The 14,870-nt window shown below is 46.9% G+C and carries 13 protein-coding genes; 7 read left to right on the top strand and 6 right to left on the bottom strand.

The genetic code is table 11. The annotated features are described in order from the left end of the window. Positions 1-240 precede the first annotated feature (240 nt). On the top strand, positions 241-2,319 hold the full coding sequence (gene recG, locus AB4263_RS04025; protein WP_017066313.1) for an ATP-dependent DNA helicase RecG: 2,079 nt from the start codon (positions 241-243) through the stop codon (positions 2,317-2,319). Between the two features lie 276 nt (positions 2,320-2,595). Here recG and envZ read toward each other — a convergent pair whose 3' ends face one another. After that, positions 2,596-3,891, bottom strand: a complete 1,296-nt coding sequence (gene envZ, locus AB4263_RS04020) for a two-component system sensor histidine kinase EnvZ (RefSeq protein ID WP_372097568.1) — start codon at positions 3,889-3,891, stop codon at positions 2,596-2,598. Positions 3,892-4,044: 153 nt separating this feature from the next. Continuing rightward, positions 4,045-4,764, bottom strand: coding sequence for a two-component system response regulator OmpR (gene ompR, locus AB4263_RS04015; RefSeq protein WP_017068942.1), 720 nt, complete (start codon positions 4,762-4,764; stop codon positions 4,045-4,047). A gap of 178 nt (positions 4,765-4,942) precedes the next feature. Between ompR and greB the strand changes: the two genes are divergently transcribed. Continuing rightward, positions 4,943-5,425: a transcription elongation factor GreB gene (greB, locus tag AB4263_RS04010; RefSeq protein WP_017063080.1), complete on the top strand. Its 483-nt coding sequence runs from the start codon at positions 4,943-4,945 to the stop codon at positions 5,423-5,425. A gap of 664 nt (positions 5,426-6,089) precedes the next feature. Further along, positions 6,090-8,420 (top strand): Tex family protein, encoded by a 2,331-nt coding sequence (locus tag AB4263_RS04005; RefSeq protein ID WP_372097566.1) that lies wholly within the window; start codon positions 6,090-6,092, stop codon positions 8,418-8,420. 251 nt (positions 8,421-8,671) lie between these two features. Here the strand turns inward: AB4263_RS04005 and AB4263_RS04000 are convergent, their stop codons facing one another. Then, entirely contained in the window at positions 8,672-9,145 is a 474-nt protein-coding gene (locus AB4263_RS04000) for a hypothetical protein (RefSeq protein ID WP_017066129.1), read from the bottom strand. Positions 9,146-9,498: 353 nt separating this feature from the next. Further along, positions 9,499-10,275: a pimeloyl-ACP methyl ester esterase BioH gene (gene bioH / locus AB4263_RS03995; protein WP_102394586.1), complete on the bottom strand. Its 777-nt coding sequence runs from the start codon at positions 10,273-10,275 to the stop codon at positions 9,499-9,501. 93 nt (positions 10,276-10,368) lie between these two features. Here bioH and AB4263_RS03990 point away from each other — a divergent pair, with 93 nt between their 5' ends. From AB4263_RS03990 to cysQ, 4 genes are all read left to right on the top strand, one after another. After that, on the top strand, positions 10,369-11,082 hold the full coding sequence (locus tag AB4263_RS03990; protein WP_170962812.1) for a ComF family protein: 714 nt from the start codon (positions 10,369-10,371) through the stop codon (positions 11,080-11,082). Between the two features lie 109 nt (positions 11,083-11,191). After that, positions 11,192-11,776 (top strand): Fe-S biogenesis protein NfuA, encoded by a 585-nt coding sequence (nfuA, locus tag AB4263_RS03985; protein ID WP_029235103.1) that lies wholly within the window; start codon positions 11,192-11,194, stop codon positions 11,774-11,776. A gap of 289 nt (positions 11,777-12,065) precedes the next feature. After that, positions 12,066-12,617 carry an ADP compounds hydrolase NudE gene (nudE, locus tag AB4263_RS03980; RefSeq protein ID WP_017062476.1) on the top strand — a complete coding sequence of 184 codons (552 nt, stop codon included), beginning with the start codon at positions 12,066-12,068 and terminating at the stop codon, positions 12,615-12,617. A 36-nt stretch (positions 12,618-12,653) separates the two neighbouring features. Continuing rightward, a complete protein-coding gene (gene cysQ, locus AB4263_RS03975) occupies positions 12,654-13,481 on the top strand; it encodes a 3'(2'),5'-bisphosphate nucleotidase CysQ (RefSeq protein WP_017062477.1) in 828 nt (275 codons plus the stop codon). Between the two features lie 119 nt (positions 13,482-13,600). Here cysQ and AB4263_RS03970 read toward each other — a convergent pair whose 3' ends face one another. Both AB4263_RS03970 and AB4263_RS03965 read right to left on the bottom strand, forming a co-directional pair. Next, complete coding sequence (locus AB4263_RS03970; protein WP_017063075.1) at positions 13,601-14,380, bottom strand: type II secretion system protein N; 780 nt, start codon at positions 14,378-14,380, stop codon at positions 13,601-13,603. Position 14,381: 1 nt separating this feature from the next. Then, on the bottom strand, positions 14,382-14,870 hold the full coding sequence (locus tag AB4263_RS03965; RefSeq protein WP_017062479.1) for a type II secretion system protein M: 489 nt from the start codon (positions 14,868-14,870) through the stop codon (positions 14,382-14,384).

Genomic DNA, 14,870 nt, shown 5'->3' with positions numbered 1-14,870 from the left:
AGACTTCGTGACTCACCATCTTGGCTCCACATTTTTTTTAATCTTTTCGTATCTCGATTACCCGTATCCCGCATCTGCTCTTCATCCCTTCGCATCTCGATTACCCGAATCCCGAACCTGCTCTTAATCCCTTCGAATCTCGTTTACTCGCATCCCGTATCTGCTTCTAAGCTTTATCCTGTACAAAAATCCAGTAAAATGCTTGAATAGATTATCTCTCTTACGTTTATGAGCCTTGTTATGTCACAGCTTTTATCTGCTATCCCTCTCAACTCTTTATCTGGAGTCGGCGCTAAAGTCGCAGAGAAACTGGAAAAGGTTGGGCTTAACAACGTACAAGACCTACTGTTTCACCTACCTTTACGATACGAAGATCGAACACGCATCTACCCAATCGTAAAACTGCACGCTGGCCTTTGGGCTGCAGTACAAGGCAAGGTCATGCATGTCGATACCATTTTCGGTAAACGTAAGATGTTGGCGGTAAAGATCAGTGATGGTAACGGCACCATTACTCTGCGCTTTTTCAACTTTACTGCCGGTATGAAGAACAACTTTGCCGAAGGCAAACAAGTCCATGCCTACGGTGAAATCAAGCGCGGTAATATGGGACTTGAGATCGTCCATCCTGACTACAAGTTCTTTGCACCAAGGCAACAACCAGATGTGGAAGCGAACCTAACTCCGGTGTACCCAACCACCGAAGGGCTAAGACAAGTCACGCTGCGTAATCTTACCGATCAAGCCTTAGAGCTAATCGACAAGGCCGCAGTTAACGAGCTTCTCCCATCAGGTTTATACGACCACCAAATTACCCTCGCACAAGCACTGCATACCATTCACAGGCCGCCCCCGGGCATTGACCTAGAGCTGTTTGATGAAGGCAAGCACCCTGCGCAACTGCGCCTAATTATGGAAGAGTTACTGGCTCAAAACCTGTCTATGTTGTCTGTTCGTAGCAAAGGGCAGCAAGACAAGGCAATGCCTTTTCCTCCAGTAAACACCCTTAAAGATAAGCTACTGGCTCAGCTGCCGTTTTCACCAACCAATGCCCAAGCACGAGTGACCAAAGAGATCGAAGCTGACTTGGAAAAGCCGCATCCTATGATGCGTTTAGTGCAAGGTGATGTGGGCTCTGGTAAAACCTTAGTCGCTGCACTGGCGGCGGTTCGCGCATTGGAACACGGTCAACAAGTAGCACTTATGGCACCCACTGAACTACTCGCAGAACAACACGCGATTAACTTTGCCAACTGGTTTGAGGCAATGGGTATTCAAGTTGGATGGCTAGCAGGTAAGCTCAAAGGCAAAGCTCGTGAAACTGAACTAACACGTATTGCCAGTGGCGAAGCGCAAATGGTGGTCGGTACTCATGCCCTGTTCCAAGAGCATGTCGAGTTCAAAAACCTTGGTTTAGTGATCATTGATGAGCAACACCGATTTGGTGTCCACCAGCGATTAGAGCTACGTGAGAAAGGCGCAAAGCAAGGCTACTACCCACATCAGTTGGTCATGACCGCTACCCCAATCCCACGAACGTTAGCAATGACGGCCTATGCCGACCTCGAAACTTCGATTATTGATGAACTGCCACCGGGACGAACCCCAATTCAAACCGTGGCAATTCCTGATACCAAGCGCGATGACATTGTTGAACGTGTGAAGAATGCGTGTCTCAATGAAGGCAAACAAGCCTACTGGGTATGTACGCTGATTGATGAATCGGAAGTACTGGAAGCTCAAGCTGCAGCTGATACAGCAGAAGAGCTACAACGCAAACTGCCTGACGTAAAAATTGGTTTAGTCCATGGCCGTATGAAACCCGCCGAGAAACAAGCGGTGATGCGAGAGTTCAAAGAGAACAAGCTGCATCTATTGGTTGCGACAACCGTGATTGAAGTTGGTGTGGATGTTCCGAATTCGAGCTTAATGATCATCGAGAACCCAGAACGTCTTGGCCTAGCGCAACTGCACCAACTGCGTGGCCGTGTCGGCCGAGGTTCGGTCGCAAGTCATTGTGTATTGTTGTATCACTCTCCGCTGTCTAAAACCGCTCAGAAACGCCTAGGTGTGCTACGTGAAAGTAACGATGGCTTTGTGATTGCACAGCGCGACTTAGAAATCCGTGGCCCCGGTGAATTGCTCGGTACCAAACAAACTGGCTTGGCTGATTTCAAGATCGCCGATCTAATTCGTGACCAACGTTTGATACCTGAAGTGCAGCGTATTGCGCGTCATATTCACGATAGCTACCCAGACAATGCTAAGGCGATCATCAACCGTTGGTTGGGTGAACGCGATGTTTACTCTAAGGCGTAGTTAACACTAAGGCATAGTTAACACTGAGACCGTATTCAAACGTAAAAAAGGCTTCCTCAAGGAAGCCTTTTTAGTGTGCGTTACTTTCATCAAGCAAGAGCGAGATTCCCTATTCGCTCGTTCCTCACGATAGGGAATGACGATCAAAGTAAACTTTCATCATCAAAGTCCATGGTTAGCAATTCGTCATCCTCGGAGAGGGAAGAATGACCGAGTCGGGGATCTCTTAACCGTTCCTCGAACCGAACTTATCGTCATCAAACGGACCGATGATAACTAGGGCTTAACCGGGAAACTGATCTGCGCTTTTAAGCCACCTTCACTGCGGTTATTGACCACAACAGCACCTTGATGCTGGCTAACGATACGTTTCACAATTGCTAAGCCCAAGCCCGTTCCTTCGCTACCACGAGCCGTGTCACCACGCGTGAAAGGTTCAAACAGCTTTCCGATCTGGTCTTGTGGAATACCCGGCCCGTTATCTTCTACCGTCACCCAAGCAAGCTTGTTATCCGCCGTCATACCAGTTGATACCTTGACCCAACCATTACCGTAACGCAGCGCATTCACCACCAAGTTGCTCACAGCACGCTTCATCGCGATCGGATTACCTAGCGCTGGCTTCATCGATTCTGGAATATCGGTTTCAATCTGGACCTCATAGCCACCTTCAGAGCTAGAGACTTCTCGCGCAATATCATCGACAAACACCGCTTGGAATGAGTCTCTGTCAACAGGCTTTAGGTAATCCATGAACTGACTGATGATCTCGTTACACTCTTCGGTATCACTGATGATGCCTTCCGCCAAATAGCTGTCTTCTGGCGACATCATCTCGGTTGCTAAGCGAATACGCGTTAACGGAGTACGTAAATCATGGCTGATACCCGCCATCAACAAGGCGCGGTCTTCTTCTAGCTCTTGGATGCCTTTCGACATCTGGTTAAAGGCTCGAGTTACCGAGCGAATCTCTTGTGCGCCTTGAACTGGCAATGGCGGTGGAATATCACCTCGCCCGACACCTTGCGCCGCTTTCTCTAGCGCTATCAAAGGCCGGTTTTGCAAGCGAATGAACAGCCAGCCACCCGCGACAATCAACATAGCCATGATCAGGCTGTTACGGAACAGAGGCGCAAAGTCTTCTTCTTGCAGCTCAGACAGAGGAATACGAATCAATGAGTTAGGTAGCTGCGCGATGTCCATCCACAACACGTAGCTCTCTTTACCCAAGATCAATCGCACTTCGGTTTCAGAGCCCAGCTCCTTGGTCATCTCCTCACTCATCAGGTCGATTGCTACTGCATGGTAATACTCACCCGCCGCTTCGCTGCCCTTGGCGTGAACGGTTACCCCGAGCTGTTCAAGCACACGCTGACGCAATGGCGCATCGATCTCGATATCACTGCCTTGGTCCAATACCAGGTTTAGCTCGTGAGCCAAAATCTTATTAAACTGCTGCAAACTTGGCATCAACGCATAGTTAAACACCGCGTAATAAGAAAAAATTTGGCTAGCGACCAATAGCGTTAAGAAAAGCACTATCGACTGAGTAAAGGAGCTACGTATACGCATGGGGTACCCGAGATGTAGAAAGATAAAGAAAGTGTTATATGACTATAACTCTAAACCATTGTGCTGAATAGAAAACGGGCCATCGCATATTAATGAGATGACCCGTAAGATTCACAGAATCGGTAAAGCAGCTATAGAGCTTATAAAGCTGGATTACACAGCTTTGCCATCTGGAACGAATACATAACCCAAGCCCCACACCGTTTGGATGTAACGAGGTTTACTTGGATCTTCTTCAACTAGACGACGCAGACGTGAAATCTGAACATCGATAGAACGTTCCATCGCTGAATACTCACGGCCACGAGCCATGTTCATCAGCTTATCGCGAGACATTGGCTCACGAGCGTTAGTGACCAGTGACTTAAGTACCGCAAACTCACCTGAGGTCAGAGGCATTGGCTCTTCACCACGGAACATTTCACGTGTACCTAGGTTCAAGCGGAACTCACCAAAGGCAACCACAGATTCTTCTGTGCTTGGCGCTCCCGGAGCTTCAATCACTTGGCGGCGCAGTACAGCTTTAATACGAGCAAGCAGTTCACGTGGATTAAATGGTTTTGGCAGGTAATCATCAGCACCCACTTCCAAGCCCACAATGCGATCCACTTCATCACCCTTTGCAGTAAGCATCAGGATTGGTAGCGAGTTGTTTGCGTTTCGTAGACGACGACAGATCGATAGACCATCTTCGCCCGGCAACATTAAATCCAATACCATCAAGTGAAAATTTTCACGGGTTAACAGGCGGTCCATCTGCTCACTGTTTGCCACGCTACGCACTTGAAAGCCCTGCTCTGACAGATAGCGCTCTAACAGTGCACGTAAACGAGCATCGTCATCGACCACTAAAATTTTGTAGTTTTCTTGCATGTAATGGTTCCACCTATTAAAGCTTAAACCTAAGGTTAAGCATTCTTGGTAAATTGTATATTGGTATAAGACATTAAAAATGTAACATTATTGGAGAAAAAGTCGCCTAAATAATTGTTAACGTATGTTGCCTTTCTATATATTCTATCTTAGATCATCATTTCATTAAGTCAGATTTATGAAAACCAAACTTATTACTCGAGAAGGTTATAACAAGCTCAAAGCAGAACATGACCACTTATGGCACGAGAAACGCCCTGAAATTACTAAGATAGTCACTTGGGCTGCAAGCCTTGGAGATCGTTCAGAAAACGCAGATTACACCTTCAATAAACGTTTGCTTCGTCAGATTGATCGCCGAGTGCGTTTCTTAAGAAAGTTCCTACCTGATGTCACGATCGTGGATTACTCACCTCAACAAGAAGGTAAGGTCTTTTTCGGTGCTTGGGTCGAAATTGAGAATGATGATGGGGAAATTAAGAAGTTTCGAATTGTCGGCCCAGAAGAGATCTACGGCGATGCTAAAGGCTATATATCTATCGACTCACCAATGGCTAGAGCTCTGCTCAAGAAAGAAGTGGATGATGAGTTTACGGTAAAAACACCAGAAGGCGACAAAGAGTGGTTCATTAACTCAATTTGCTACGCAGACAACGAATAACCAAACCTAATAAACACCTAGCGATGAGCTGAGTGTTCAAGCAAACCCAAACTCCAGATAAAAGAAAACCCCGCAAGGCTTTCGCCTAGCGGGGTTAAGTCTCTATCGCAGCAATCCGGCTACTGTTTATCTCTTCGAGATAAGGTGCTCCCTGCATCTTTCCTTGATAGTGGCTAAATCCTTTAACCAATTTCCTTTTTGTTCATCGCCATCCTAGCGGTGTCCATTCTAGCCTGTCATCCTGACTGGCGAATCTCATCCAGAGATTATCACTTCCTTGCTGACCACTCATCCTAAGTAATCAAATCTTCATCCTGAAGATACCTAGTCCATTAGGCTTTTTCCTGTTCCTGCCAACTCCCTGTCGACAAGTTAAATATTACGGCAAATGGCCGTGTTTCCTAGATAGTCTTAAAAAACATTTCAGGTGAGAAATACGCCCACAAACACACAATCAAATAAAATCAGCAACTTAGTGTAACATCAAGACGATTTCATCGGTCTAAAGCGACTTAGTCTCACATCACTTGTAAGAGATCTCGCACAAAGCGGGTATCAGAAACGGAAATTCGACTTCTGACAGGATAATTACACAGCCAAAGCTAGAAAAAGCGTACGCTCACCCCCATGTATTTGTCACGATATTAAATAAGAGATTCATCGGATGAGCCAAGCTATCTGTCGACTGATCGCTGAAGAACTGAATGTCCGTTCTGAGCAAGTCACTGCCGCAGTAAACCTAATTGACGACGGTAACACCGTTCCCTTTATTGCCCGCTACCGTAAAGAAGTTACGGGTGGCTTAGACGATACCCAACTACGTAACCTTGATAGCCGCCTTTCATACCTTCGCGAGCTAGACGATCGTCGCCAAACAATTCTTAAGTCGATTCAAGACCAAGGAAAACTCACGCCAGAACTCGAGCGTGATATCACTCAGGCTGACAGCAAGACTCGCTTAGAAGATTTATACCTGCCATACAAACCAAAGCGTCGCACTAAAGGTCAAATTGCTATCGAAGCAGGCTTAGAACCACTTGCCGACACACTGTGGAATGAACCACAGCACGATCCAGAAACGGAAGCGGCGAACTTCATCAGCAACGATAAAGGCATTGCCGATACCAAAGCTGCTCTCGATGGTGCTCGTGCGATCATCATGGAACGCATTGCGGAAGACGCAAACCTACTAGAAAAGATTCGCCAACACCTAACACGCAACTCAGAGCTAGTCGCTCGTGTAGTGACAGGTAAAGAGCAAGAAGGCGAGAAGTTCAAAGACTACTTCGAGCACAACGAAACACTCAGCAAAGTGCCGTCTCACCGTGCACTTGCCATGCTGCGTGGCCGCAATGAAGGCTTCCTAACACTGGCGATGAATGCCGATCCTGAGCAAGAAGAAGGCGCTCGTGGTTCTTACTGTGAGAACATTATCTCTGATCACTACGGCATTACTCTGAGCAGTGCTCCTGCGGATGCTTGGCGTAAGCAAGTGATTAGCTGGGCATGGCGCATCAAGGTTTCTATGCACATGGAAACTGAATTGATGGGCGCAATGAAAGAGCGTGCAGAGATCGAAGCGATTGAAGTATTCGCAACCAACCTAAAAGACCTACTCATGGCAGCGCCAGCTGGTCCTCGAGCAACCTTAGGCTTGGACCCAGGTTTACGCACCGGTTCGAAAATCGCTGTCGTGGATTCAACCGGTAAGGTTTTGGCAACAGAAACTATTTACCCTCACCCACCTCAAAAGCAATACGACAAATCGGCACACGTGGTTGAGCAGATGGTTCGTCAATTCAATGTTGATTTGATTGCGATTGGTAACGGTACGGCTTCACGCGAAACCGACAGCTTTGTGGCTGACGTAATTAAACGCGGCAACCTAAAAGCGCAAAAGATCATTGTTAGCGAAGCGGGCGCATCGGTGTATTCTGCGTCTGAACTAGCTGCAAAAGAGTTCCCGAACATGGATGTATCAATTCGTGGTGCGGTGTCTATTGCTCGTCGTCTGCAAGATCCACTGGCAGAGCTAGTGAAGATTGACCCTAAATCGATCGGTGTGGGCCAATACCAACACGATGTGAGCCAAACTATGCTCGCTAAGCGCCTAGATGCGATTGTCGAAGACTGTGTAAACGCCGTAGGCGTTGATGTGAATACAGCGTCTGCCGCGCTACTTACTCGCGTAGCCGGCCTTTCTAGCACCATCGCTCAGAACATCGTGGATTTCCGTGATGAGAATGGTCGCTTCGAAGCACGTACTATGCTAAAGAAAGTCGCTCGCTTAGGGCCAAAAGCCTTTGAACAGTGTGCTGGTTTCCTACGTATTATGGATGGTAAGAACCCGTTAGATGCATCATCGGTTCACCCAGAAGCTTACCCAGTAGTGAAAACCATTGCTGAGAAAAACCACAAAGACATCAAATCTCTGGTAGGTAACACCGACTTCTTACGTGGTTTGCACGCGGTTGATTACACCAATGAAAACTTTGGTGTTCCAACGGTCAGCGACATCATCAAAGAGCTGGATAAACCGGGTCGAGATCCTCGTCCTGAGTTCAAGACGGCAACGTTCGCCGATGGCGTAAATAGCATGTCTGACTTAGAACCCGGTATGATCTTAGAAGGTGTGGTATCGAACGTGGCTAACTTTGGTGCCTTCGTTGATATTGGTGTTCACCAAGATGGCTTAGTGCATATTTCAGCGCTCACCGATCGCTTTGTCTCTGACCCACGTGAAGTGGTTAAAGCGGGCGACATCGTGAAAGTGAAGGTGATGGAAGTGGATGTTCAGCGTAAACGTATTGCACTAAGCATGCGTATGAAGGACGAGCCGGGACAAGACAACCGTGCTCAACGTTCAAGTGCACCTCGCACACAAAACCGCTCGAATCAAAACTCGCAAGGTGGCCAACGCCGTCGTGAAGAGCCGCAACAAAACGCTGCAATGGGTGGAGCATTCGCTGCCGCTTTTGCTAAAGCGAAAAAGTAATCCATTAGCTCATCTAAAAAGCTGATGTGCTTAAAACAGAAAACCTGCATCCCTTAGGGTATGCAGGTTTTTTTATTATGTGTTCAAAAAAGACATCGAAGCTTGGTTGTATTCTTCGTGTTTATACTCAAAATAATTGGAGTTGCAGCTAGGCAACAAGTAAGTTCAGCCCTATGAGCATAGGGGTTCTATGTGATTAGGGTGAACTTACGCAGTTAACAACGCTGCAGCTTCAAGTATGAAGAGTATAATTATAATACGACCAACATCTCTGACGGAGCATGAGGCGCAACAGCATGACCATAATGATACTTTATGACCTTACGTCGTTTCTCCATCTGTCCTTCCTGAATCGCCGCATCTAAAACATGCTTTGGCAGGCGGAAACGCATGGTATAACCTTTGCCTTGATCAGCACTGTATGTTTTCAGTGCCAATAAGCTGAACAGCCGATCAAAAGGGTCTTGTGGCTCTTCTTGGCTAACCGAATTGGCCTCTGACTCGTTCTCCATTTCATAACCTGGATGGTCTGAAGGATCCCAAGCCGACTGCTGCCTTCGTTTATCGTCTGATTTTACCTTACGCTCTGCATTGGTTCTCGCCAATGCTACTGCGGGAGCAATAGGTTCTCGGACTCTATTATCACGCGCAACTTGCTCTGTTTGCACATTAACGGACGGGGCGATTAGTGGCACACTCACTGCAGTTGCAGGTGACACAATCATCGCGAACTCTCCTCAAGAATCGCCCATCAATATTGCCATAACACTGTTGTACCGAGAACGCACAACAGGCATAGCCCAACTTAGCGCAATCAGCTCTGGAGAGAGTTAGGTCTGAGTATCATGCAACACGTTGGTGTTATACCAATCGTAGTAAATAACTGATCATCCTAGCTTGTTAAAATGCTCGATAACGGCGTTAGATTTTTTGATTGTAGAATAACTACTTATCGAAACTACTTGTCAAAAAAAAGCTGCCTTGTTCTCAAGCCTTTTACCTACGCTATTTTTGAACACTTACTTACTGTGATTGGTATTAGCTTATATATCGACCAAGCCGGATATATATTTAGCAATTATTTTTGTGCGAAGCTGACAAGCTCACTGCAAAAGGCATCCGCTTCGGTCATAAACGGTGCATGCGAAGACTGGGTAAATATGTATTGCTCGGTATGAGGCAAGGCTGTACCTAAGTCTTTTGCAACCTTGATTGGCACCAATCCATCTAATCGACCATACAAGCGTAGCATTGGTACTGAAATCTCAGGCAGTTGTTCACGCAGATCGACATCCGACAGCATCTTTAATCCTGCCAATAATGAATCAGGGTTCGGCAACGGGCGAGACAGCACCGCTTGCTTGAGTTGTTTTACATCTTGCCTTGCTGAAGGGCTGCCCATGGCTTGCAATGCCATAAAGCGTTCGATGGTGGTTTGGAAATCTTCAACCAGTTGCTCGGTGAATGCGCTTAATACGTTGGGCTGAATGCCTCGCCATAACACGGGCTCTTTTGCAGCGGCGAATTTGGGAGAACTAGCGACAGTCACCAGCTTGCTCACGTAATTTGAGTGATGGAGAGCCATGTGCGTTGCGACCAAGCCTCCAAGTGACCAACCCACCCAAATCGCTTGCTTTGGTGCTTCGGCCAAAAGCTGCTGAGCAATCTCTTCAAGATCTTGAGCGTGGCAGTGCGCGCTGTGTCCATACCCTGGTAAATCGACAACATGCACTCGAAAATCAGCTTGTAATGCATTAACGGTTTGTTGCCATACCGCACCGTTCATTCCCCAGCCGTGAACCAGTACTAAATCAGGCCCTTGCCCAGAAACATGCCAATATAACGCGTCACTCATTCTCAATATTCCCTACTTTTTCCATCAGCGATAATCCGCGCTTTTCAGTATGGTGAGCAAAAGGAACACCATAACCCAAAAGCATCACGAGCTATGTTATCCGATTGGCTACAAAAACACACACCACGTCTGGTCACACCTCAATGCCACCTGTGCAAACTTGATAAACTGCCCAGTGATACACATCCTCGATGGTGCAATTCTTGTCTCAAACTCTTTCAGCCAGTACCACGCTGCCAACGATGTGGTTTAAAAACACTGCTCACAGTAGAGCAGTGCGGGCAGTGCTTATCTCAACCTCCACCCTGGCATCGCCTCTACTGTGTCGGCGATTACACCTTCCCTACAGCAGGTTACATTCAGCAAATGAAGTACGCTGATAAGTTTTGGTTTGCACGTGATCTATCTAAGCTATTGGCATCACGTATCGAATATCCTGCTCCACTGATCACCAGCGTGCCGCTGCATTGGCGTCGATATACTCATCGCGGCTTTAATCAAAGTAAGCTGCTAGCCGACTACACGGCTCAAGAGCTTGGCGTTGAAAGTGATGTGCTCTTTCGTCGAATTCGCTCAACGGCTTCCCAGCAGGGGCTGACTAAATCCGCACGATTACACAATCTAAAGAGCGCTTTTGCGCTGCGAAAACAAGACGTTCAAGGAACTATCCCCTCTCACGTCGCGATAATTGATGATGTTGTAACCACCGGCAGTACTGTGTATCAATTATGCCAATTACTACTTGAAGTGGACGTTAAAAGGATTGATATTTACTGCATCTGCCGCACTCCTGAGCCCTCTGGATAAAAGCTGTGAATCACTACTTGAACAGCAATCCAACAAAAAAGGGCTGAATTACAAATCTGACAGGAGTAGAATGGCGCTAATAACCTACAAATCTACTCAGGTATTCGTCGTGTCAAATATTACTATTACAGAAACAGCTCAAACTCATTTTGCCAATCTGCTGTCACAGCAGCCTGAAGGTACAAACATTCGTGTGTTCGTGGTAAACCCGGGTACACAAAACGCAGAGTGTGGTGTTTCTTACTGCCCAACAGATGCTATCGAAGCGTCTGACACAGAGCTTAAATTCGAAGCTTTCTGTGCATACGTAGATGAGCTAAGCCTACCGTTCCTAGATGAAGCTGAAATTGACTTCGTTACTGACAAAATGGGCTCTCAGCTAACGCTTAAAGCACCAAACGCTAAGATGCGTAAAGTCGCAGACGATGCACCACTTCTAGAACGTGTTGAATACGCAATTCAAACACAAGTTAACCCACAACTTGCTGGTCACGGCGGTCACGTTAGCTTGGTAGAAATCACTGAAGACGGCGCAGCTATTGTAGCATTCGGTGGTGGTTGTAACGGTTGTTCTATGGTTGATGTAACGCTAAAAGAAGGCATCGAGAAAGAACTTCTTCAACAGTTTGAAGGTGAACTGACTGCTGTTCGTGATGCAACTGAGCACGATCGTGGTGAGCACTCTTACTACTAATCACTGATTTAGTGTTAGTTGTTATTTGAAAGGTTGATGCGCAAGCATCAACCTTTTTTGTTATGTGGATAAGCAAGTTAGGACTATCGCGTTCTCTCTATACTCTTTTGCTATACAACCATATTTTCACCTCGTTACCATCTTGAGTAAGGTATTCAAGTGATCGTAATCGATTCCTGCTTCAATAATTTTCGGATATGAAAACTCGGATCTAGGAACTCAAGGTCATTTCCCCTATATTAGAATGACTTTATAAGAAAGAATTCCAATGAGCTAAGGAGCGAGCGCAATGACGAAAAGGACCAAGCCAGAGATTTTGGCTAAACAAACTGTCGCTCAATCAAGACTATTCTCTATCGAGTCTCTCGACTTACGCTTTTCAAACGGCGAAGAGCGCACTTACGAACGCATGAAGCCCAGCGGGCGCAACGCAGTGATGATGGTTCCTATTACTGAGCAAGGCGATATTCTATTAGTACGTGAATATGCAGCGGGAACTGAACGCTACGAACTTGGCTTTCCAAAAGGGCTGATTGATCCAGGTGAGCAGCCAAACGAAGCCGCCGTTCGCGAACTCAAAGAAGAGATAGGCTTCGGTGCCAACAAGCTTACTCCGCTGAAGGAAGTGATCCTTGCACCCTCTTACTTCTCTAGCAAAATGACGCTGTTTATTGCAGAAGACCTCTACCCAGAAAAGCTAGAAGGTGATGAGCCAGAGCCTCTCGATATTGTGCGCTGGCCACTTGCTCAAGCCGAAGAACTGTTAACACATCTCGATTTCTGTGAGGCTCGGAGTATTACAGCCCTGCTTTTAAGCCTTCGTGTATTAAACAATAACTAGAACATTCAGGCTCGCTCTAAGAGTAAGAGAACATTTATGCCAATAACAAAAGATTTGTCTCACCTCCTACCCTCTGTCATTGAGATTGCTCGCTCTGCTGGTCAACTCATCTTAGAGATCTACGAGAAAAAGGATTACGAAGAGTTCATTAAGAGTGATGACACTCCAGTAACCAGTGCCGATCTTGCAGCACATAAGCTGATATTAAAAAAACTCAGTGAATTGACGCCTGATATTCCCGTATTATCCGAAGAAGACGCCGACATCAGCCTAGAGCAACGCTCTCAATGGGATCGCTACTGGTTAGTTGACCCACTGGACGGCACCCAGGAGTTCATCGCACGAAGTGGTGATTTCGCGACAATTATCGCCCTAATCGAGCATAACAAGCCAGTGATGGGCGTGGTATACGCACCCGTTTCAGGTGTGAGCTATTACGCTTACAGTGGCAAAGGCGCTTGGAAGATCCCAGACCTTAATGACAGCGTGAAAATCAAAACGCATCGTCACGAGCTGCCAAACCAGTCAATCGCCATGGCGATCAGCCGTCGCCAGGACATCAATCGCATCACTAGCCGTATGAGCTCAGCATGGAATTATGATTTGGTTCCTCTAGGCTCAGCAGCGCTTAAGGCCTGTTTAGTCGCAGAAGGCGCTGTGGATTGTTATCTGCGCCTTGGACCAACCGGAGAGTGGGATACCGCCGCAACGCAGTGCATTGTTGAAGAAGCTGGCGGACGTATCTTAAGTACTCAACTAGAACCGCTTTCGTACAATGAAAGAGAAACGCTAGAAAACCCGAACTTCATTGTACTCGGTGATGCAGATTTACCGTGGGTAGAAATTTTGCAAGGCAAAGACTAGGCGAGTTTGCTCCCTTTAACTGTCAGATATCCTCTAGATTCTCAGAACAAACAAAACGGGCACCTCAGTGAGGTGCCCGTTTTTTATATCTCGTAATTTAGTGACCCTTAGCCGTTTAGCTAAAAACGACCTTGATAAGTAAACTGGTACTTACCTTGGCTATCAGGATTACCCAACCATTTAAGCTGATTTTGCATCGTTGGCGGGAATTCAACACCCGGTTTAAACCACGCTGCAGATGTGTAGCGCTGGTTAGATGTTAGACTCGCTGAGAACTCACTGTCTACTTGAGTGCTCTTCTGAACGCCTTTGGCTGCAATTGTACTGTCTTCACAGGTTATGTCCGCAATCACAGGACCAAGGTCTAACGAACCAACAGGTGAATCGACTGCAGCACCAGACCAAGCCACAGTACCTTCACCAGACTGACACCAAGGTTGAGCATGAACCGCATGCTTGATCGTCAGCTCAACCTTTCCACCAATTGAAACCGGGACTGGAATGGCTGGGGCGTATTTCATCACGTTCATAGCAGGCATTGAGGCCACTAAGTTCTCTGCATACGCGCCACTCATGCTGTACCCGACACGCCCTTTACCTGACAAGTTCATGTCGCTGTTACGACCAAAACGAACCGCCAGTTCTGCTTTGGCTTGAAATAGCTTAGAAAACTGGAAGTCCCACTGCACTGAACCGTAATTAACACGCTGCCAGGCGATATTATTGGCGCTGCCCTGCCAAACCGTTCCTTCAACACCTTCAATATTCAAGCCACGCACAGCCGGTGCATGTTTGAGTACAAAAGAGGCCGGTAGATGCAGCAACAGACTAACCGAGAAAAAGACAATAAAGATGCCGCCAAAAAGTAAACCTAACTTCAAAGATAAACCGCGTTTCACATTAACCTCGTTTAAACTGTAGTCGGTTGACCTCAATAACCCCTGGGTTATCGGAGCGATCAATGTCCATAAACTCAACTTCGACACCCTGCTTCTCTTTCAAGTATGTCAGCCAATCTAAGAACTGATTAAAAGGCACAGGTTTCACCCAGACTTGCAGCATCTCGCCACGTGGTTGCACACGTATCAGCTCGATATTAAAGCGACGCATAGAAGCAGGCACAGATTGATTCAGAGGTTGACTGGCACTAATGCCGCCACTGCCTCGTAGTTCAACCACTTCATTGGCTTTATTGGTTACCCAAGCCAGTAGTTGCTTCTCGCTTTGAATGCGGGTCTGCGCAAGTTCAGCTCGCTGACTGAGTGGCTGGATTAGCCCCCAATAAACGACACCGACCACCAATAGAATTGAGCAACCAATCACTAGTCGTTGCTCTCTTTGACTTATTGAAGTCCACCACGCTTGGAGTGGCTCAATCATATTTCTCAT

It is taken from the genome of Vibrio sp. 10N.261.55.C5 (genome assembly GCF_041470505.1).
Classification (GTDB): domain Bacteria; phylum Pseudomonadota; class Gammaproteobacteria; order Enterobacterales; family Vibrionaceae; genus Vibrio; species Vibrio crassostreae_C.
The sequence above is the reverse complement of the archived record's forward strand: the minus strand, read 5'-3'. Positions and strand labels throughout refer to the sequence as shown.

What these genes read in the sequence shown, in the direction of transcription:
- recG (WP_017066313.1), top strand. Translation starts at nt 241, where the DNA reads ATGTCACAGCTTTTATCTGCTATCCCTCTCAACTCTTTATCTGGAGTC.
- envZ (WP_372097568.1), bottom strand. Translation starts at nt 3,891, where the DNA reads ATGCGTATACGTAGCTCCTTTACTCAGTCGATAGTGCTTTTCTTAACG.
- ompR (WP_017068942.1), bottom strand. Translation starts at nt 4,764, where the DNA reads ATGCAAGAAAACTACAAAATTTTAGTGGTCGATGACGATGCTCGTTTA.
- greB (WP_017063080.1), top strand. Translation starts at nt 4,943, where the DNA reads ATGAAAACCAAACTTATTACTCGAGAAGGTTATAACAAGCTCAAAGCA.
- AB4263_RS04005 (WP_372097566.1), top strand. Translation starts at nt 6,090, where the DNA reads ATGAGCCAAGCTATCTGTCGACTGATCGCTGAAGAACTGAATGTCCGT.
- AB4263_RS04000 (WP_017066129.1), bottom strand. Translation starts at nt 9,145, where the DNA reads ATGATTGTGTCACCTGCAACTGCAGTGAGTGTGCCACTAATCGCCCCG.
- bioH (WP_102394586.1), bottom strand. Translation starts at nt 10,275, where the DNA reads ATGAGTGACGCGTTATATTGGCATGTTTCTGGGCAAGGGCCTGATTTA.
- AB4263_RS03990 (WP_170962812.1), top strand. Translation starts at nt 10,369, where the DNA reads ATGTTATCCGATTGGCTACAAAAACACACACCACGTCTGGTCACACCT.
- nudE (WP_017062476.1), top strand. Translation starts at nt 12,066, where the DNA reads ATGACGAAAAGGACCAAGCCAGAGATTTTGGCTAAACAAACTGTCGCT.
- cysQ (WP_017062477.1), top strand. Translation starts at nt 12,654, where the DNA reads ATGCCAATAACAAAAGATTTGTCTCACCTCCTACCCTCTGTCATTGAG.
- AB4263_RS03965 (WP_017062479.1), bottom strand. Translation starts at nt 14,870, where the DNA reads ATGAGAAATATGATTGAGCCACTCCAAGCGTGGTGGACTTCAATAAGT.